Raw genomic sequence first — 19,014 nt, forward strand, 5'->3', positions numbered from 1 at the left:
AATGCTATTTGCCTATGCCCCGGCCAACGGTCATCTCGTTCGCCTCGACGATCCCGAAGGCCTGGCCGAGGCGCTGTGGATCGACCTCTATCGCCCGATGCCGGAACAGATCGAGCTGGTCGCGGCGCTGGGAGTAAACGTGCCGACACTGGCGGACATGGAAGAAATCGAAATTTCCAATCGCCTCTACCGCGAGGACGATCTGGAAGTCATGACCGTGGTGGTCCCAGGCCAGTCGGTCAGCAAGACGCCCTCGGCCGGTCCGGTCACCTTCATGCTCTCGCCGTCAAGATTGGTCACCGTTCGCCACCATGCGCCACGTCCCTTCGAAACTTTCCCTGAGCGGGCAAATCGCGCGGCCCTCGGCTGCACCACGCCGGAACGTGTCTTCCTCGGACTGGTTGAAGAGATTGTGGGCCGGCTTGCTGACCTGCTCGAAGGGATCGGCCGCAGCGTCGATGATATCTCGGCATCAGTCTTCCCCAGCGAGACCTCTGCCGGGCCCGACGAACTGCAGGCCGCGTTGCATCGGGTCGGACACGAGAGCGAGCTGCTGTCGCGCATCCGCCTCGGGCTGCTGACGGTCGAGCGGATGCTGTCCTATTTCGGTCAGACCATCGATGGGCGGGCCGACGCCCATGCGCTCAAGCAACTGGTCAAGGGCGAGATGCGGGACATCCAGGCTCTGGCGGTGCATGCAGATTTCCTCGCGCAGCGGATTGCCATGGCAAGCGATGCGACGCTGGGCATGATCAACCTGCAACAGAACAACACGGTGCGGACGCTGTCGGTGGTAGCGGCGCTGTTCCTGCCGCCGACGCTGATCGCCTCGGCCTATGGCATGAACTTCCACAACATGCCCGAACTCGACAAGCCCTGGGGCTATCCGGGCGCGCTGGCCCTTATGTTGGCCTCGGCGGTGGCGACGTGGCTCTATTTCAGATGGCGGAGATGGCTCTGATGATCGAGGTTTCGGATGTGTCCAAGCGATTTGTCCTGCACAATCAGGGCGGCGCAGTCATTCCGGTGATCGAGGGCGCGACCTTTGCCGTCGCACCCGGCGAATGCGTGGCGCTGGTCGGATCGAGCGGCGCCGGCAAGTCGACCCTGATGCGGATGATCCACGGCAACTATCTCGCAGCCTCGGGGTGCATCCTGGTGGGGGGCACTGACGTGGCGCGGGCCGAACCGCGCGACATCCTGACCCTGCGGCGCGAGGTTCTGGGCTATGTCAGCCAGTTCCTGCGGGTGGTGCCCCGGGTACCGACGCTGGATGTCGTGGCCGAGCCGTTGGTGACGCTGGGCGTGGACCCGGAGCAGGCGCGCGCCCGCGCGGCCGCCCTGCTGGCGCGGCTGAACATTCCCGAACCGCTCTGGGCGCTGTCGCCGACCACGTTTTCCGGCGGCGAGCAGCAGCGGGTGAATATCGCGCGCGGTTTCGTGCATGACTATCCGGCGCTTTTGCTGGACGAACCGACGGCAAGCCTTGATGCTGCGAACCGCGCCGTGGTGCTGGAGTTGATCCGGGCCGCCAAGGCGCGCGGCGCGGCGATCATCGGCATCTTCCACGACGAGGCTGCCCGAGCCGAGGTCTGCGACCGCGAGATCGACGTCGGCCGTTTCGCGCCGGGGCGCGCGGCGTGAACGGACGGCTCTTTTCCGTTGTCGGCCCCTCGGGCGCGGGCAAGGACACGCTGATTGCGGGAATCGCGAAGGCGTCGCCGCAATTGCATGTGGTGCGCCGGGTGATCACCCGGCCCGCCGAGGCGGGCGGCGAGCCTTTCGAGGCCGTGGATGCGTCCGAATTCGAACGCCGGCTGAACATCGGCGCCTTCGTCATCGACTGGCAGGCTCATGGGCTGCGCTATGGCATCCCCGCCGGGCTGGTGGACGTTCTGGCGGGCGGACAGGACGCCGTCGTCAACCTCTCGCGGTCCAAACTGGCCGAGGCGGCCAGCCGCTTTGCCCGGATGCATGTGCTGAACGTGACCGCCCGGCCCGAGGTGCTGGCCGCCCGGCTTGGCGCGCGCGGACGCGAGACGCCCGAGGACATCCGCAGCCGGCTGGCGCGAGCGGCCCTGCCCCTGCCCGCCGGTCTTCCCGTGACCGAAATCGACAATTCCGGCGCGCTGTCCGACGCCCTGCGCGCCGCGCTTGCCACAATCGCCCCCGAAGGAGCCGCCGTGCCATGACCACCCTCACCCATCTGTCACACACGCGTCATACGGCTCTGTCAGAGGCTGCGCCAAAACCGGGGAGCGCGATGACCGAAACCGTTCTGACCAACGCGAATATCGTGCTGAACGGCGAGATCGTGCGCGGGTCGCTCTGCTTTGACGGGGCGAATATCGTGGCGATCGATGCGGGCAACACCGCCCTGCCCCGCGCCATCGACTGCGAGGGCGATATCCTGATGCCCGGGCTGATCGAACTGCACACGGACAATCTGGAACGCCACATCCAGCCGCGCCCCGGGGTCGACTGGCCACACGGGCAAGCGATCCTTGCACATGACGGCGAGCTTGCCTCGACCGGGATCACCACGGTCTTCGACGCACTGCGGGTCGGGTCGGTGGTGTCGAACAACCGGACCAACTATCGCAAATACGCGCGGCCGCTGGCTACCGAGATACTCGACATGCGCGCGCGGGGGGCGCTGCGCATCAGCCACTTCCTGCACCTGCGGGCCGAAGTCTGTTCCGAGACGCTGCTGGACGAGCTGGACGAATTCGGCGCGAAAGACCGGGTCGGGATCGTGTCGATCATGGACCACACGCCGGGACAGCGGCAGTTCCGCGACCTCGACAAGCTGCGCCAGTATGTCTGCGGCAAGCATGGGCTGTCCGAGGACGGCTTTCAGGCCCATGTCGCCAGCCAGCAGGCGCTGAGCGAGCGCGTGCGCCAGCGCCACGAGGCGGGCGCGGTCGCCCATGCGATCCGGCTGGGCGCGGTGCTGGCCAGCCACGACGACACCACGGCCGAACAGGTCGCCGCCAGCGCCGCCGTCGGCGTGCGCCTGGCCGAGTTTCCTACGACGGTCGCGGCGGCGCAGGCCTGCCGTGACCATGACATCGCTGTGATGATGGGCGCGCCCAACGTGATCCGGGGCGGCTCGCACTCGGGCAACGTCGCCTCCGAAGATCTGGCCCGGGAGGGCCTGCTCGACGTGTTGAGCTCGGACTATGTCCCAGGCGCGCTGCTCGCCGCGGCCTTCCGCCTGGCAGACCTCTGGGGTGATCTGCCCCGCGCTGTGGCCGCTGTTACCGATACCCCTGCCCGCGCCACGGGTCTGGACGATCGTGGCACCCTCGCGCCGGGGATGCTGGCCGACATGGTGCGCGTGCGCCTGAGCGCAGACCTTCCGGTGGTGCGCAATGTCTGGTCGCACGGGCGGCAGGTGGGTTGAGTTCCGGCGACCGGTCAGAATTGAATTGATCGGATTAACCCGTTGGACGTAGGGTTGTCGCCATGACGCCGGAGGAATTTTCCGGCACTCTGCCTATTTCCACCGACGCCTGTTCCATCCGCAGGCCCATTTTATCGCGGATATATTGCCATGTGCCAGATTTGCTCGATGAACCGGCCCTATGCCGACCAGTGCCTCTATCAGGAATTCGCACCCGGCGCAGATCCGGGTTTTGGCGTCGTCTGGAACGAAGGCTTCTTCGATGCGCCAAACGGGGTTCACGGCCGCTTCGACACCGGCTTCATGACGGTGAATTCGACCTTCAACGGCTATATCGGCCCGGTGCGCGACAGCGACTGGATCCGCGTCGATTTCGAACAGGGCAAGACCTACCACATCCAGGTGTATTCGATATGGATGGAGACCTTCCTCGCGCTGGCGGACAACAACGGAAATGTGCTCGTCACAGACTCCTACGAAATCCAGAGCTATCAGGGGTTCGATTATGCGGTCTCCGAACTGACCGTGACGGCGTCGCGCACTGGCAGCTATTTCATCATCGCCGAAGAGCAGGGCCACGACTATGTCGGCGGCTACACTGTCGGGGTGGTCGAAGTCGTCGTCCCGCCTGGCACGCAGGATTACTGGACGCTCGACCAGATCGCCCATCGCCTGACCGACAGCGGCTGGGCCTTCTTCGGCGGCGCGCGCCGCGCCTGGGACAAGAACACGATCACCTATAACGACTCCGCAATGGATGCGAAGGCGGCCAAGCTGGTCAGCCACGCCTTCGAAGCCTGGGAAAAGATAACGGGGCTGACCTTCGTGCGCACCACCGGCCAGGCCGACATCATGATGGACGACGAAGACCTGGGGAAGGCCTATGCCAGTTCCGAACTCAAGAACAACGGCGCCATCCAGTCCGTGACCATCAATGTCGGCAAGGATTGGGAGAACGGCCCGGGCACGCTCGACAGTTATCTGTTCCAGACACTCGTCCACGAGATCGGCCACGGGATAGGCCTGGCCCATGCCGGCGACTACAATGCCGGACAGGGCGGACCGGCGACCTATCCCGACAGCGTTCTCTATCTGAACGACAGCTGGAACGCGACGATCATGTCGTACATCAATCAAAGCATGAACACGAACGACAATGCCGATTACGCGCTGATCATGACGCCGATGATCGCCGATGTGATCGCCATCCAGGATCTCTACGGCGTTCCGGTCAAGGCCTATGCAGGGAACACCCGCTACGGGTTCAATTCGAACACCGGCGACTATATGGACCTCGTGTTCGACGCGCTGGTGAAAAAGGACTTCGCCTCGAACCTGATCGCCGGAGGGCAGCCGCTGTCCTTCACGCTCTGGGATACCGGTGGGCGCGACGTGGTCGATTTCCGCACCGACACGATGCGCCAGCGGATCAACCTGGGCGAAGAGCAACAGTCGACGATCTATGGCGTGATGGGCGCGATGATCATCGGCCGCGATACGGTGATCGAGAATGTCGTCGCCGGGCGCAAGGGCGACGTCGTCTTCGGAAATGCGGCGAGCAACGCTTTGGACGGACGCGGCGGCCACGACATCCTGCGCGGACAGGCGGGGAAGGACGTGATGCGCGGCGGGTTCGGGAACGACAAGCTTTTCGGCGGCGCCGGACGCGACGTGCTGAACGGTCAGCAGGGCAACGACACGCTGAGGGGGGACAAGGGGCCGGACGTCTTTGTCTTTGCCAAGGGCTATGACAAGGACACCGTCGTCGATTTCCGCAACAACCTCGATACGATCCGCCTGGATGATACCCTGTGGAAGGGCACGCTCGGCGTTCAGAAAGTGCTGAACCGCTTCGGTTCGATGCAAGATGGCGACGCTGTGCTTACTTTCGGGGGCGGCGACGTTCTGACCATCGAGAATACCACTCTGGCGCAGCTCAGGGACGATCTGGTCATCATCTGAGACGCGCGATTTTCAGACGATCCATCATGTCGCGCCCCGGCGCGACATTGATCTGTGGCCGCGCTTGCCGGACGGTTGGGACCATCGACCAACGACAAGGCCCCGCATCATGGACAGCGACACCCAGCACCCCGCCCTTGCCCTGACCCGTGCGCTGGAACGGCCGGCGCAGACGCTGGCAATGGTCGCGCAGATGCTGGTGGGGCTGGGCCTGTTCGTGGCGCTGGTGCTGAAGGTCTACATGCTGATCTTTTCCGATCACGTCTGCGAGGACGGGTCGATCACCCTGGGCAACATGATCCGCTGCACCTCGCCCCTGACGCTCATCGCGCAAAGCCTGATTCTGATCGCCGGCGCCCGCTTTGCCGCGCTGATGTTCTCGATGACGCCCACACGTCTGCTCGAGCCGCTGCTGCTGGCTTTGGTCGGATATGTGCTGCTGTTCCTGGCCGGGGTCAGCGTCTCTACCGCGACCTGGTATCTGGCACTGATCCTTGCCGTGCTCTTCGCAGCCGTGTCGGCCCTGACCCTCGCGCTGCGCTTCTGGCGCTAGGCCTGCCTGCCGAAAAAAGAGACGATTGGTCAAACCCACGCACTTTCGGAAATCGGGGTTCGGCGCGCTTTGGGTCAGGCTCGGAACATACCACCGCCGCCCGGTTTCCCCGGTCGGGGGGTGTGTCACCAGGGAGGAATTCAGATGAAAAAGGCATTCTACGGATCGCTGTCCGCGATGGCGCTGGTCGCCGCCGGGGCGACCGTCGCAACCGCGCAGCAGGGACCGCTGAAGGTGGGCGTGCTCGCCACGCTAGAGGGCACCTATACCGTGCTGGGCGAAGACGGGATGCGCGGCCTCAAGACCGCACTGAAGCAGGCCGACAACAAGGCCGGCGGGCGCGAGATCGAACTGGTCGTCCAATCGACCGACGCCTCTCCGGACAGCGCCCTGCGCGGCGCGCGCAAGCTGGTCGAGCAGGACAAGGTCGATCTGGTGATCGGGCCGCTCTCGGGTTCGGAAGGGATCGCGATCCGCGACTATTCCAAGACCCAGCCGCAGGTGACCTTCATCAACGGCATCTCTGGCGCTCAGGAAACCACATTCGTCGATCCCTCGCCAAACTTCTTCCGCTTCAACACCGACGGCGCGCAATGGGGCGTCGGCCTGGGCGATTACGTCGTCAACGGCAAAGGCTGGAAAAAGGTCGCCTCGGTGGCCGAGGACTATTCCTTTGCCTACACCAACTTCCTGGGCTTCGCGCTGGGCTTCTGCGAAGCGGGCGGCGAGATCACAGACCGCCAGTGGGTGCCGCTGGGAACCAAGGACTTCGGCTCGATCATCGCGGCGCTGCCGGATGACGTGGACGCGATCTATGTCGGTCTCGGCGGCGGCGACGCGGTCAACTTCCTGAACCAGTATCAGCAGGCCGGCGGCGACGCGCATTTCATCGGCGGCTCGATCATGGTCGATGGCACGGTTCTCTCCTCGGAAGGCTCGGCCAAGCAGGCGCTGATCGGCACGCCCTCGTCCGGCCCGCAGGCGGACACCTGGGACGACCCCAAGTGGCAGGAATACGTGAAGGCCTATCAGGACGCCTTCCCGCCGGATCAGCGTTTCCCGATCCCCTCGTTGCTGGCCACCGGCTATTATAACGCCACCAACGCCATGCTGCAGTGCATGGACAAGGTCGGCGGCGATCTGTCCGACGGCCAGGCCAAGTTCCGCGACTGCCTGAGCAACATCGAACTGGACGCGCCGAACGGCAAGATCACTCTCGACGACAACCGCCAGGCGGTGGGCACCAACTTCGTGATCGAGGTGGTCGAGCAGCCCGATGGCACGCTGGCGACCAAGATGGTCTCGATGGTGGACAATGTGAACCAGTCGCTGGGTCTCGACCTCGACAAGTTCAAGGCCATCGGCCTGCCCAGCCGCGACACGCCCGAGTGCAAGACCTCGTACTGAGGCGCTGAAGACCGGGCGGCGCGGACCGCGCGCCGCCCGGCGATGCCACCCCCTTGCGCGGCGACAGGCATGACACTCATTTCCTATCCCACCCGGGTGCACTTTGCCGATGCGGTCATGGAGCACGCGCTCTGGTCCGAGATGGAAAAGGGGCGCGTGCGCGCCGCGCTGCTGATCTGGGACAGATCGCACGCCAATACCGAATTTCACGACCGCATCCGCGACGGCATCCCGCCCGGCGCCGATATCCTGTCCTGCGAGATCGCCGAGGGCGCCGATACCGACCTGCTCGCCCGGCGGATGGCCGATGGGCCAGAGATGCAAGCCGTGGATGCCATCGTCGCCTTCGGCAGCGTCGCCGCCATCGAGATGGGCCGCAGTCTGCGGCGCGAACTGCATGGATCGCGCCCGGCGTTCTTTGCCGTGCCGGGGATAGACGGGCTGCCCGACCCTTGTAACCGCAATCTGGAAAGCTGGCGCGACGGGCTGCCTTCTGTGGTGATCTGCGACCCCACGCTCACGCAATCCCCGGCCCCCGGCGCCCTGCTCCGCGCCGCGGTTCTGACACTGATGCGTTGCATCGAAAGCTATCTGGGCGCGGCCTATAACCCGCCGGCCGACGGCATGGCGCTCGACGGGCTGAGCCGCGCCATCGCCGCGCTGCCGCAGCTGGTGGCCACGCAGGCAGGCGATCTCGACACCCGGCGCGAACTGATGGCCGCGGCGCTAAACGCGGCTATGGCGCAGGAAAAAGGGATCGGCCCCGCGCATATCCTGGCCCGCGCGCTGGCCGCGGAATGCCACGACCGGCTGACCGCCGACGCGGGCCGGCTGATCCTGCCCGGAATTGTCGCGGCGACCGGCAGGGGCAACCGCAAGCTCGACACGCTGGGCCGGGTGATCGGCGGCGGCGGACCGGACATCGAAACCGCGCTGCACTGCGCCCTCGACGGGCTACCGATGCACGCGCGCCTGTCCGACCTCGGCCTTACGGCCCATCACCTCAAGCGCGCGGCCCAGGCGGTGGCCGGGCGCCGCGATATTTCTCAAAGCGTCGCAGAGGCCGTCCTGACCCAAGCCTATTAGCGCAACGTTCGCCGCGCGCCGGAAAATTGACCGATGGTATGAAAATTTGTTCGAATCGCTTGTCAGCGCGACATCCGCGCCTGCTAACTAGCATATCAGGCGCGTCCGCCAGAAGGCGTGCAGAGGCTCTTGCAGGCGTATCAACGAACGATTTGGGAGGATCGTGAGGTGAGTAGCGCAGTTGCAGTGTCGCACGGCGAATACGGACGCGCGGCGCTTTACCGGCTGGACAAGACAATCATCACCCATGCGCATCGCGAGGGGCACCTGATCTTCTTCGTCGACGGTGCGGATGCCATGGTCATGGTCGAGGACACTGCGGTCGCGATCAGCACGCATTCCGCTGTCGCGGTCAGCCCATGGGAGCCGCACAGCTTTCACGTGCCCGAGGGCCAATCGCACCTTTGCCTGGTGCTGTATATCAAGCCGATGTGGTTTCTCGAGAACAGCCCCTCGGCCGAATACGCGATGCAGTTCGGCGCGCGGCATCTGCAGCTGAGCGACGGTCTGCGCGCGCTGGTGCTGCGCCTGACCGCCCTGCTGCTCGACAGCGAGGACAGCCGCGGGTTCGACCAGCTGCTGTTCGGATTGACCAAGGCCAGCTTCGAACAGTCCTGGAGCCGCGCCACCCAGCGGCGCGAACCGGCCTGCCGGTTCAGCGACTACCGCGTCCGCCGGTCGCTGCGGGTCTTGCAGGACATCGTCGGGGAAAGCATCGAGATGGAGGACCTGGCCCGCCAGGTCGGCCTCTCGCGGCCGCATTTCTTCAAGCTTTTCAAGCAGCACATGGGTGTCACGCCCAATGTCTACATGAATACCCTGCGTTCTGAACGCGCCATCGACAGCCTGCTGGGCAGCGAGAAATCGATCACCGACATCGCCTTTGACCTCGGCTATTCCTCGCAGGCAAGCTTCACCCGGTTCTTTTCGTCCAACGTCGGCATCGCGCCCAGCGAGTATCGCCGGGTCGCGCATGTCAGCCGTCCGTCTTTTCCGATGATGTGAAACCCGATCAGACTTTGGGGTATGCGTCCAAGGCGCTCAACCCCTTAGACTTTCCCCATGTTCCGGCTTCGGAACAAGGGAGGAAGACGTGCCAGACCGCATTGCGAAGAACGGGACCGGGATTTCCCGGTTCGGGGCGGGGTGCCCATGAGGCGTTTCGCCAGCGCGCATCCGGTCTGGTCGGCGATCCTGATCCTGATCGCTGCGGTGCTGCTATGGCTGATCTTCGCGATCTGGCCCAAGGGGCTGAGCGACGCCATCGGGTCCAAGAAGATCTTCCTGAACGCGCTGTTCAACGGCATCACCCTGGGCGGCCTCTACTTTCTGGTTGCCAGCGGGTTCACCCTGATCTTCGGGTTGATGCGCAACGTAAATATGGCGCATGGCACGCTTTACCTGCTGGGCGGCTACGTGGGCTTTCACACCGCCAGCGCGACCGGCTACTGGCTGCTGGCCTTCCCGGTCGCCTTCATCGTGGTCGGGTTTTTCGGCGTGCTGCTGCAGATCGTCGTCTTCCGCCGGATGGAGGGCCAGGACCTGCGCCAGACCCTCGTCACCATCGGCATATCGATCGTGGTGGCCGATCTCATGCTCTGGGGCTTTGGCGGCAACTTCTTCAACATCTCGCCGCCCGACTGGCTGTCGGGACCGGTGCGAACCTTCCTTGTCACCGGCGCGAAAAGCTCGGGCGAGCTGGTCTATCTGACCTATCCGATGGTGCGCATCGTGATCTTCGCCGCGGCGGTGGTGGTGGGCGTGGCGATGTGGCTGGCGCTGAACCGGACCCGCATCGGTATGCTGATCCGCGCCGGGGTGGACGACCGCGACATGCTGTCCGCCACCGGCGCGCGCATCCAGCTGGTCTTTGCCGGGGTCTTCGCCTTTGGCGCGGGTCTGGCCGGTATCGCGGGCGTGGTCGGCGGCACCTTCCAGTCCGTCGCGCCGGGCGAGGACACGCGGTTCCTGCTGGCCAGCCTTGTCGTCGTCATCGTCGGCGGCATGGGTTCGATCCCCGGCGCCGCCCTCGGAGCGCTGCTGATCGGCCTCGCCGAGCAGTTCGGCTCGGTCTATTTCCCGACCTACGCGGTGGTGCTGACCTTCATCATCATGGTCGTGGTCCTGGCATTCCGCCCGCAAGGGCTGATGGGAAGGGCGTGACGCATGGCCATCCTGGATGCCTTCGACCCTGCCCACCCCCGCGACCGCAACTGGATCGAGCGCATACCGCCCGCCTACTGGATCCTTGCGCTGATCCTGCTGGTGCTGCCGGCCTTCGCGGGCGAATTCGTGCTCTACCAGATCATGGGGTGGAGCTTCATCCTGGGCATGATCGCGCTCAGCCTGATGTTCCTGGCCGGATACGGCGGCATGGTCAGCCTGGCACAGATGAGCTTTGCGGGCTTTGCCGGCTATATGGTCGCGATCTTCGGCGACAGCGCCATCACCGCCATCTCGCAGGGCTGGCCCTGGTGGATCACGATCCCCCTGGCGCTGGCGCTGACGGTGCTGGTGGCCACGGGCGTCGGCTGGCTGGCCGTGCGCACCGAGGGGATCTACACGATCATGATCACCCTCGCCATCGCCGCGGCCTTTTTCTACTTCACCCGGCAGAACTATGATCTCTTCAACGGTTTCTCAGGCTTCAACAGCATCCTGCCGCCGCATCTGTTCGGTGTCGACTGGCGCCAGCCGGTCGCCTTCTACTATCTTGCGCTCTTCTGGGCGGTGGTGGCCTATGCCAGCGTGGTTTACCTCAGCCGCGCGCCTTTCGGCCTGGCGCTGCAGGGGGTGCGCGACAACCCGCGCCGGATGGCCGCGCTCGGCTATAACGTCACCGCGCACCGGGTGGCCGCCTATGCCTTTGCCGGGCTGATCGCCGGGATCGGCGGCATCCTCTTCACCTGGCAAAGCTCGCAGATATCGCCCGGAACGATTGGCATTGGCCCGGCTATCGACGTGCTGGTCGTGGCCGTCATCGGCGGCTTGCGCCACCCCATCGGCGCCTTTCTCGGCGCGTTCATCTTCGTCCTGCTCAAGACCTTCGCGGTCGATGTGCTGATCTCGTTGGGTCTCTCGGGGGAACGGTTCCAACTGCTGATCGGCCTCTGCTTCCTGGCCATCGTGTTCTTTTCGCCGGACGGGCTGCTGGGCCTCTGGGAACGCCTGCGCGAACGCGGCCGCCGCGATCCGCTGACCGGCAGGACGCGGGAGGAGCGGCAATGAACGCCGAAACCGGCACCGGGCTGGCTCTGGAACTGCGCGGCGTATCCAAGCGGTTCGGCGCACTGGCTGCGTTGTCGGACATCCACCTTCAGGTGCGCCCGGGCGAACGCCGGGCCGTGCTGGGATCGAACGGCGCGGGCAAGACGACGCTGTTCAACTGCATCACTGGCGACTTCCCTCCCTCCAGCGGGGCCATCCGCTTTTTCGGCGAGGATGTGACCACCTTCCCGGCACAGGAACGGATCCGAAGGGGATTGCGCCGTACCTATCAGATCTCGCTGCTGTTCACCGGCCTGTCGGTGCTCGACAACGTCTACCTCGCCTGCCGTGGCGTCTCGCGCGGGCGTTTCTCGTTCCGCCGCCCGCGCGCCAGCGACGCGTTGATGCAGACGGCCGAGGAACTGGTGACCACCGTGCACCTGCAGGAGGTCCGCAACACCCTGGTCAGCGACCTGTCCTATGGCCAGCAACGCCAGCTTGAAATCGCCATGGCGCTGTCCGGTGCGCCGCGATTCATCCTGTTCGACGAACCCGCGGCGGGCCTCTCTCCCACCGAACGGCGCGAGTTGATCGCCATCCTGACCGGGCTGCCGGGGCACGTCGGATACATCATCATCGAGCACGACATGGACGTCGCCCTGCGCGTCAGCGAACGGGTGACGATGATGCACAACGGACGCATCTTCAAGGAAGGCAAGCCCGCCGAGATCGAGGACGATCCCGAGGTGCAGGCGCTCTATCTCGGAGGGGCGACGCATGGCTGACCGCAGCGGCCCCCCGACGCTCGAGGTGCGCGACCTCAATGTCTATTACGGGCAATCCCACGCACTTCAGGGCGTCACGCTGACACTGGGCCACGGCGTGTTGTCGGTGGTCGGGCGCAACGGCATGGGCAAGACGACGCTCTGCAAGGCGATCATGGGGCTGGTGCCCGTCGCCTCTGGCACGATCACCTTCCGGGGACAATCGCTGGCCGGCCTCGGCCCGGCTCAGGTGGCGCGGCTGGGCATCGGATACGTGCCGCAGGGGCGGCGGCTGTGGCGGTCGCTCTCGGTCGATGAACACCTGCGCCTGGTCGGAACCACCGGCGGCGCCTGGACGCGCGAACGCATCTACGGCGTCTTCCCCCGCCTCGCCGAGCGCAAGAGCAACCTCGGCGCGCAGCTGTCGGGCGGCGAACAGCAGATGCTGGCCATCGCGCGCGCCCTTTTGCTGAACCCGAAGCTGCTGGTGATGGACGAGCCGACCGAGGGCCTGGCCCCTGTCATCGTCAACCAGGTCGCCGAGATGCTTCAGCGGCTGGGCCGCGAGGGCGACATCGACGTGCTGGTGATCGAGCAGAACATCGGCGTCGCCTGTTCGGTGGCCGAGCAGGTCGCCATCATGGTCAACGGGCGCGTCAACCGGGTGATGGACGCCGGGCTGCTGGCCGCCGACCGCGATCTGCAGCAGGCGCTTCTGGGGGTTGGCCGCCACGCGCATGACGAAACCCCAGACGACGTGGAGACAGCAAGCGAAGCCGCGCCGCAGCGGCAGTCGATGGTCAAGGTCTACAACGTCAACCCGAAGGTGCCGACACGGTGGAGCCAGCCGGTGCCGGTCAGCGTCATCCTGAACGCCGCGCGCACCATGACCCCCGTCGAAGCACGAACCGAGCCAGAACCCGCACAGACCGCCAGCCGCAGCGGCACCGTCTATGTCTGCGGCACGCTCGACACCAAAGGCGAAGAGCTGCGCTTCATGCGCGACATTCTCAAGGGCCAGGGGCTGCGTGTCGCGCTGGTCGATCTGTCGACGTCGGGCAAACCCTCGGGCGCGGAACTGGCGCCCAGCGTCATCGCGGGCTTTCACCCGCGCGGATCGGCGGGAGTGTTCACCGGTGACCGCGGCAGCGCGGTGACCGGCATGACGCTGGCCTTCGAGCGCTGGATGCGCCAGGCCCGCGACGTGGCCGGCCTGCTCGCCGCCGGCGGTTCCGGCGGCACAGCGCTGGTCGCGCCCGCATTCCGCGTGCCGCCGGTGGGCGTTCCCAAGATGATCGTCTCGACCGTCGCCTCGGGCAACACCGCGCAATACATCGGCGCCTCGGACATCGCGATGATGTCTTCGGTGGCCGACGTGCAGGGACTGAACTCGATCACGCGGGACGTGTTGTCGAACGCCGCACAGGCTGTCGCTGCGATGGTCAAGGCCCGCCAGAATGCCAAGCCCGTCGAGCACAAGCCCGCCATCGGTCTCACCATGTTCGGAGTCACCACGCCCTGTGTCACCGCCGTCACCCGGCAGTTGGAAGACAGCTATGACTGCCTCGTCTTCCATGCCACCGGCTCAGGCGGACGCGCGATGGAGGCGCTCTACGCCAGCGGTCGCCTGAAGGCCGTGATCGACCTGACCACGACCGAGGTGTGCGACTTGATTGCGGGGGGCGTCTTCGCCGCCGACGAGACGCGTTTTGACGCAATGGCCGGGTCCACCCTGCCCTATATCGGCGCGTGCGGGGCGCTCGACATGGTGAACTTCAACGCGCCCGACACCGTACCCGACCACTACAAGGGCCGGCAATTCTATCATCACAATCCCCAGATCACCCTGATGCGCACCACCGCCGAGGAAAACGCCGCCATCGGCCGCTTCATCGGCGAAAAGCTCAACCGGATGAACGGCGTGGTCCGTTTCTTCCTGCCCGAAGGCGGTCTCTCGGCGCTTGACGCGCCGGGCCAACCCTTCTGGGATCCCGCCGCCGACAAGGCCCTGTTTCAGGCGCTGGAACAGACCGTGCGCACCACAGCCAACCGCCAGCTGGTGCGGGTGCCGATGAACATCAACGACCCCGAATTCGCCGACCTCGTGGTCAAGACCTTCCGCTCGTTCCACGCCCGCCCGGCCCAGCCACGGAGAGCCTGATGCAAGACCGCGCCGCCCTCATGCAGAAGTTCCGCGCCATGCGCGATGCCGGCACCCCGATCATTGGCGGCGGCGCGGGCACCGGCCTTTCGGCGAAATGCGAAGAGGCCGGAGGCATCGACCTGATCGTCATCTACAATTCGGGCCGCTACCGCATGGCTGGACGCGGATCGCTGGCGGGCCTCATGCCTTATGGCGACGCCAATGCCGTGGTGATGGAGATGGCCGCCGAGGTTCTTCCGGTGGTCAGACACACCCCCGTTCTGGCCGGCGTCTGCGCCTCGGACCCGTTCCGGATCATGGATCGCTTTCTCGACCAGATCAAAGCCGCCGGATTTTCGGGCGTGCAGAACTTTCCGACCGTTGGCCTGATCGACGGCACCTTCCGCGCGAACCTCGAAGAAACCGGCATGTCGTATCAGCTGGAAGTCGACATGGTCGCGCTCGCCCGCGAAAAGGACCTGCTCACCACCCCCTACGTCTTCTGCGAGGCCGATGCCGCTGCGATGGCGAAGGCCGGGGCCGACATCATCGTCGTGCATCTGGGCCTGACGACCGGCGGCTCGATCGGGGCCGAAACCGGGATCACGCTGGAAGAGGCCCCCGCCCTGACCGACCGCTGGGCGGCGGCGGCGCTCGAGGTCAACCCCGACGCGATCGTTCTTGTCCACGGCGGCCCGGTCGCTATGCCCGACGATGCCGCCTTCGTGCTCGGCAACACGAAATACTGCCACGGCTTCTATGGCGCCTCCTCGATGGAGCGCCTGCCGACCGAAGTGGCACTGACGGAACAGACCAGGAAATTCAAGCAGATCGGCCGCAACGCGGCCGCGCGGGAGGGCTGAGACATGACCGGCGAACTGATTGGGCAGATGATCCTTTGGCTGATCATGGCGGTGATCGTCATTTTCATCCTCTATTGGGTGATGAACTGGCTCTATCGCCGCTCGACCAAGGAAATCGCCTTCGTGCGCACCGGATTCCTGGGCGAAAAGGTGGTGATCGACGGCGGCGCCTTCGTCTGGCCGATCATCCACGACATCACGCCGGTCAGCATGAACTCGATGGACCTGCATGTGTCGCGCGAGAAGGACAACGCGCTGATCACCAAGGACCGGATGCGCGTCGATATCGAGGCGACATTCTATGTCCGCGTGGCGCAGACGCGCGAGGGCGTGACGCTCGCCGCCGCCACCCTGGGCCGCCGGACACTGGAGCCCGAGCGGATCCACCAGCTGCTCTCCGGCAAGTTCGTTTCGGCCCTGCGCTCGGCTGCCGCCGAGATGCGGATGGAAGAGCTGCACGAACAGCGCGGCGAATATGTCCGCCGGGTGATCGAGATGGCCCAGCAGGGGCTCGACAAGAACGGGCTGGAACTGGAAAGCGTCGCGATCCTGGACATCGATCAGACCGACATCGCCTATTTCAATCCGTCCAACCGCTTTGACGCCGAAGGCCTGACCTCGGTGATCGAGGCCATCGAGGCGCGGCGCAAGCTGCGCAACGATATCGAACAGGACACGATGCTTCAGATCCGCACCCGCAATCTGGAAGCCGAGAAGCAATCGCTCGACATCGAGCGCGAGAGCGAATCCGCGCGGCTGGAACAGGAACGCGAGATCGAATTCCGCCGCGCCCAGCAGCGCGCGGTGCTGGCGCGCGAACGGTCGGAACGCGAGAAGGAGGCCGAACAGGCGACGCTGCTCTCGCGCGAGGCCATCGAGACCGCGCGCATTTCGAACGAGGAACAGATCGCCGAGGCGCGCATCGCCTCGGAACGGCGCATCCGCCAGCAGGAGATCGAGCGCCAGCAGGTGATCGACGCCGCCGAGATCGCCAGCCGCGAGGCCATCGAGAAGGCCCGCATCACGCAGGACCGCGTGCTGACCGAGGCGCGCATCCAGACCACGCGCGACACCGAAGCAGCGGATATCGCGGCGAAGGAAGCCATCGAAAAGGCCCGCATCGCGCAGGAACGCGTTCTGACCCAGGCGCGGATCGCCAAGGATCTGGAAACCCAGTCAAGCGAGATCGACCGCAAGAAGACCGTGGACGAGGCTGAAATTTCGGCCCGCGAAGTGATCGAAAAGGCCAAGATCGCCCAGCAGAAACAGATTACCGAGGCGCGCATCGCTTTGGAGCGCAGCACGCGAGAACAGGAGATCGCGCGCAACCTCGCCATCGAAGAGGCCGAGATCGCCGCCCGCGAGGCCGCCGACAAGCTGCGCATCGCGCAGGAACAGACGATCAGCGCCGAACGCATCGCCTCGGACAAGGCGACCCGCGCGCTGGAGATCGAACGCAAGAAAGCGCTGGAAGAGGCCGAGATCGCCTCAATGCAGGCCACCGAGGCGGCGAAAATCGCCCGCGAAAAGACGCTGGCGGCCGAGCGGATCGCCTCGGAACAGGCGACCCGAGCGCTGGAAATCGAACGCCGCAAGACGCTGGACGAGGCCGAAATCGCCGCAACCGAGTCGGTGGCGCGCGAGCGCATCGCGCAGGAAGAGCGGGTCCGCTCGCTCGAAATCGCCCGCAACGAGGCCATCGACCAGGCCGAGATCGCCAGCCGGGAGGCGGTGGACAAGGTGCGCATCGCGACCGAGGCCCGTCTGGCGGTGGAGCGCATCGAGAACGAGGAACGCACGAAAGAGCGCGACGTCGCCCGCGAGGCTGCCATCGCCCATGCCGAGACGGCCAAGCAGGAAGCCGTCGAGGCCAAGCGCATCGCCAAGGAGAAGAAGCTCGCCGCCGAGCGCATCGCCTACGAGCAGGACATGCGCGAGCGCGAGATCGCCCGCAACCGCGCGGTGGACGTGGCCAATGCCTCGGCGCAGGAGGCGGTGAACGCCGCGCGCATCGCCGAACAGATGAAGACCCGCGCCGCCGAACTGGCGCGCGATGCCGAAATCCGCACCCGCGAGATCGAACAGCAGCAGATCGTCGAAGGCGCCGAGATCGACAGCCGCCGCGCGCTGGACGCCCAACGCATCGAACGCGAGGCCGAGACGACGGCCGAGAAGATCGCGCGCGACCAGCGCATCCGCGATCTGGAAATCGCCCGCAACAAGGCGCTCGACGCCGCGCAGATCGCTGCCGACGAGGCCATCGAGGCCGCCCGCGTCGCCAAGCAGAAGACGGTGGATGCCGAGAAGATCCTTGCCGACCAGGATCTCGATGCCAAGCGGCTCGAGCGCAAGAAGCACCTCGAACAGCTCGAGATCGCCCGCGTGCAGGCGCTGCGCGAGGCCGAGATCGCCAGCCAGGAAGAGGTGGAGCGCGCGCGCATCGCCTCGGAACGGGGGCTGGACGACGCCCGCATCGGCCACCAGACCGAACGCCGCCGCCTGGAAATCGCCCGCGAACGCGCGGTGGAAGAGGCGGCCATGGAGAAGGCCATCGCCATCTATCAGAAGTCGCTGGATGAAAGCGCCGCGGCGGTCGAGGCCGAGAACGCCCGCGCCCGCGCGAACGAGGCCATCGAGCGCGCCAAGACGGCCAGCGAACAGGAGATCGCCAACCGCGCCAAGAGCGTCGGCGTCACCGCGGCGGAACTGGAGGCCGAGCGCAAGCGCATTGCCGCCGAGGCCGAGAAGGTGCGCGCGGCGGTCGAGGCCGAGGCACATCGCCTGATCAACGAGGCCGAGAACGTGCTGACCGACGGCGCCCGCGCGAGCCTGTTCAAGCGCAAGATGCTGGAGCATGTCGAAGGCATCGTCGCCGCCTCGGCCAAGCCGCTGGAGAAGATCAACGACATCCGCATCATGCAGCTGGGCGGTTCCGGCACGCAGGGGCTCGACTGGGCCAACGGCGCGCCGAACGGCGGCGGCGGGGGCAGCCCGACGGACGAGGTGATGAACTCGGCCCTGCGCTATCGCGTGCAGGCGCCCTTTGTGGACAGCCTGCTGAAGGACATCGGCGTCGACGGCAGCAACATCGCCCGCTCGGACATCTTCCGTAACGCCAGTGACATGACCCGTGCCGCCAGCGAAGCCGCCCGCGCCAAACCCGCACCCAAGAAGGACGACAACTGATGGCCCGCGTCTTCGTCTCCTCCGTCATCAACGCCGAGGCGAGCGCCGTGTGGGATCGCATCCGCGACTTCAACGCCATGCCCCGCTGGCACCCGCGCATCCGCGACAGCCGGATCGAGGACGCGCTGCCCGGCGACAAGATCGGCTGCATCCGCAACTTCCACCTGCAAAGCGGCGAAACCATCCGCGAAAAGCTGGTCGGGATGTCGGACTATGACCTGTTCTTCTCCTACACCATGCTGGAAGGACCGATGCCGCTCTGGGACTATATGGCGACTCTGCGCCTGACCCCGATCACCGACGGCAATCGCACCTTCGCCGAGTGGTCCGCAGAGTTCGAATGCGATCCCAAGGACGAGGCCGGACTGGTCGAGGGCATCGGCACCAACGTCTTTCAGGGCGGCTTCGACGCGCTCAAGCGCCATTTCGGGGGCTGA

The 19,014-nt window shown here is 65.7% G+C and carries 16 protein-coding genes; all 16 read left to right on the forward strand.

Annotated elements, in window-relative coordinates; all coding sequences use genetic code 11:
• The first annotated feature begins 1 nt into the window (after position 1).
• The 16 genes from ACFO5X_RS01435 (at position 2) to ACFO5X_RS01510 (ending at position 19,014) form a co-directional block, all read left to right on the forward strand.
• Complete coding sequence (locus tag ACFO5X_RS01435; protein WP_380715191.1) at positions 2-961, forward strand: magnesium transporter CorA family protein; 960 nt, start codon at positions 2-4, stop codon at positions 959-961.
• Positions 961-1,644: a phosphonate C-P lyase system protein PhnL gene (phnL, locus tag ACFO5X_RS01440; RefSeq protein WP_380715194.1), complete on the forward strand. Its 684-nt coding sequence runs from the start codon at positions 961-963 to the stop codon at positions 1,642-1,644. Before ACFO5X_RS01435 ends, phnL begins: the two co-directional genes overlap by 1 nt.
• Complete coding sequence (phnN, locus tag ACFO5X_RS01445) at positions 1,641-2,192, forward strand: phosphonate metabolism protein/1,5-bisphosphokinase (PRPP-forming) PhnN (protein ID WP_380715196.1); 552 nt, start codon at positions 1,641-1,643, stop codon at positions 2,190-2,192. Before phnL ends, phnN begins: the two co-directional genes overlap by 4 nt.
• Positions 2,193-2,263: 71 nt before the next feature.
• Positions 2,264-3,406: an alpha-D-ribose 1-methylphosphonate 5-triphosphate diphosphatase gene (locus ACFO5X_RS01450; protein WP_380716357.1), complete on the forward strand. Its 1,143-nt coding sequence runs from the start codon at positions 2,264-2,266 to the stop codon at positions 3,404-3,406.
• 150 nt (positions 3,407-3,556) lie between these two features.
• Positions 3,557-5,368 carry a M10 family metallopeptidase C-terminal domain-containing protein gene (locus ACFO5X_RS01455; protein ID WP_380715198.1) on the forward strand — a complete coding sequence of 604 codons (1,812 nt, stop codon included), beginning with the start codon at positions 3,557-3,559 and terminating at the stop codon, positions 5,366-5,368.
• 109 nt (positions 5,369-5,477) lie between these two features.
• Positions 5,478-5,921, forward strand: coding sequence for a hypothetical protein (locus ACFO5X_RS01460; RefSeq protein ID WP_380715200.1), 444 nt, complete (start codon positions 5,478-5,480; stop codon positions 5,919-5,921).
• A 144-nt stretch (positions 5,922-6,065) separates the two neighbouring features.
• A complete protein-coding gene (locus tag ACFO5X_RS01465) occupies positions 6,066-7,328 on the forward strand; it encodes an ABC transporter substrate-binding protein (protein ID WP_380715202.1) in 1,263 nt (420 codons plus the stop codon).
• Positions 7,329-7,397: 69 nt separating this feature from the next.
• Positions 7,398-8,414, forward strand: coding sequence for a dehydroquinate synthase/iron-containing alcohol dehydrogenase family protein (locus ACFO5X_RS01470; RefSeq protein WP_380715203.1), 1,017 nt, complete (start codon positions 7,398-7,400; stop codon positions 8,412-8,414).
• Positions 8,415-8,582: 168 nt separating this feature from the next.
• Complete coding sequence (locus ACFO5X_RS01475) at positions 8,583-9,419, forward strand: helix-turn-helix transcriptional regulator (protein WP_380715205.1); 837 nt, start codon at positions 8,583-8,585, stop codon at positions 9,417-9,419.
• 147 nt (positions 9,420-9,566) lie between these two features.
• Positions 9,567-10,577: a branched-chain amino acid ABC transporter permease gene (locus ACFO5X_RS01480; protein ID WP_380715206.1), complete on the forward strand. Its 1,011-nt coding sequence runs from the start codon at positions 9,567-9,569 to the stop codon at positions 10,575-10,577.
• 3 nt (positions 10,578-10,580) lie between these two features.
• Positions 10,581-11,642, forward strand: coding sequence for a branched-chain amino acid ABC transporter permease (locus tag ACFO5X_RS01485; RefSeq protein WP_380715208.1), 1,062 nt, complete (start codon positions 10,581-10,583; stop codon positions 11,640-11,642).
• Positions 11,639-12,406 carry an ABC transporter ATP-binding protein gene (locus tag ACFO5X_RS01490; RefSeq protein WP_380715210.1) on the forward strand — a complete coding sequence of 256 codons (768 nt, stop codon included), beginning with the start codon at positions 11,639-11,641 and terminating at the stop codon, positions 12,404-12,406. Before ACFO5X_RS01485 ends, ACFO5X_RS01490 begins: the two co-directional genes overlap by 4 nt.
• A complete protein-coding gene (locus ACFO5X_RS01495) occupies positions 12,399-14,546 on the forward strand; it encodes an ABC transporter permease (RefSeq protein WP_380715212.1) in 2,148 nt (715 codons plus the stop codon). The genes ACFO5X_RS01490 and ACFO5X_RS01495 overlap by 8 nt, the downstream gene beginning before the upstream one ends.
• Entirely contained in the window at positions 14,546-15,391 is an 846-nt protein-coding gene (locus tag ACFO5X_RS01500) for a phosphoenolpyruvate hydrolase family protein (RefSeq protein ID WP_380715214.1), read from the forward strand. The genes ACFO5X_RS01495 and ACFO5X_RS01500 overlap by 1 nt, the downstream gene beginning before the upstream one ends.
• A 3-nt stretch (positions 15,392-15,394) precedes the next feature.
• Complete coding sequence (locus tag ACFO5X_RS01505; protein ID WP_380715216.1) at positions 15,395-18,577, forward strand: flotillin domain-containing protein; 3,183 nt, start codon at positions 15,395-15,397, stop codon at positions 18,575-18,577.
• On the forward strand, positions 18,577-19,014 hold the full coding sequence (locus ACFO5X_RS01510) for an SRPBCC family protein (protein ID WP_380715217.1): 438 nt from the start codon (positions 18,577-18,579) through the stop codon (positions 19,012-19,014). The genes ACFO5X_RS01505 and ACFO5X_RS01510 overlap by 1 nt, the downstream gene beginning before the upstream one ends.

The sequence above is a fragment of the Seohaeicola nanhaiensis genome (assembly GCF_042654245.1).
Taxonomy (GTDB): domain Bacteria; phylum Pseudomonadota; class Alphaproteobacteria; order Rhodobacterales; family Rhodobacteraceae; genus Seohaeicola_A; species Seohaeicola_A nanhaiensis.

Excerpts from the sequence above, each read along its gene's own strand:
- ACFO5X_RS01435 (WP_380715191.1), top strand. The coding sequence starts at position 2 with ATGCTATTTGCCTATGCCCCGGCCAACGGTCATCTCGTTCGCCTCGAC.
- phnL (WP_380715194.1), top strand. The coding sequence starts at position 961 with ATGATCGAGGTTTCGGATGTGTCCAAGCGATTTGTCCTGCACAATCAG.
- ACFO5X_RS01450 (WP_380716357.1), top strand. The coding sequence starts at position 2,264 with ATGACCGAAACCGTTCTGACCAACGCGAATATCGTGCTGAACGGCGAG.
- ACFO5X_RS01455 (WP_380715198.1), top strand. The coding sequence starts at position 3,557 with ATGTGCCAGATTTGCTCGATGAACCGGCCCTATGCCGACCAGTGCCTC.
- ACFO5X_RS01460 (WP_380715200.1), top strand. The coding sequence starts at position 5,478 with ATGGACAGCGACACCCAGCACCCCGCCCTTGCCCTGACCCGTGCGCTG.
- ACFO5X_RS01465 (WP_380715202.1), top strand. The coding sequence starts at position 6,066 with ATGAAAAAGGCATTCTACGGATCGCTGTCCGCGATGGCGCTGGTCGCC.
- ACFO5X_RS01470 (WP_380715203.1), top strand. The coding sequence starts at position 7,398 with ATGACACTCATTTCCTATCCCACCCGGGTGCACTTTGCCGATGCGGTC.
- ACFO5X_RS01480 (WP_380715206.1), top strand. The coding sequence starts at position 9,567 with ATGAGGCGTTTCGCCAGCGCGCATCCGGTCTGGTCGGCGATCCTGATC.
- ACFO5X_RS01485 (WP_380715208.1), top strand. The coding sequence starts at position 10,581 with ATGGCCATCCTGGATGCCTTCGACCCTGCCCACCCCCGCGACCGCAAC.
- ACFO5X_RS01490 (WP_380715210.1), top strand. The coding sequence starts at position 11,639 with ATGAACGCCGAAACCGGCACCGGGCTGGCTCTGGAACTGCGCGGCGTA.
- ACFO5X_RS01495 (WP_380715212.1), top strand. The coding sequence starts at position 12,399 with ATGGCTGACCGCAGCGGCCCCCCGACGCTCGAGGTGCGCGACCTCAAT.
- ACFO5X_RS01500 (WP_380715214.1), top strand. The coding sequence starts at position 14,546 with ATGCAAGACCGCGCCGCCCTCATGCAGAAGTTCCGCGCCATGCGCGAT.
- ACFO5X_RS01505 (WP_380715216.1), top strand. The coding sequence starts at position 15,395 with ATGACCGGCGAACTGATTGGGCAGATGATCCTTTGGCTGATCATGGCG.
- ACFO5X_RS01510 (WP_380715217.1), top strand. The coding sequence starts at position 18,577 with ATGGCCCGCGTCTTCGTCTCCTCCGTCATCAACGCCGAGGCGAGCGCC.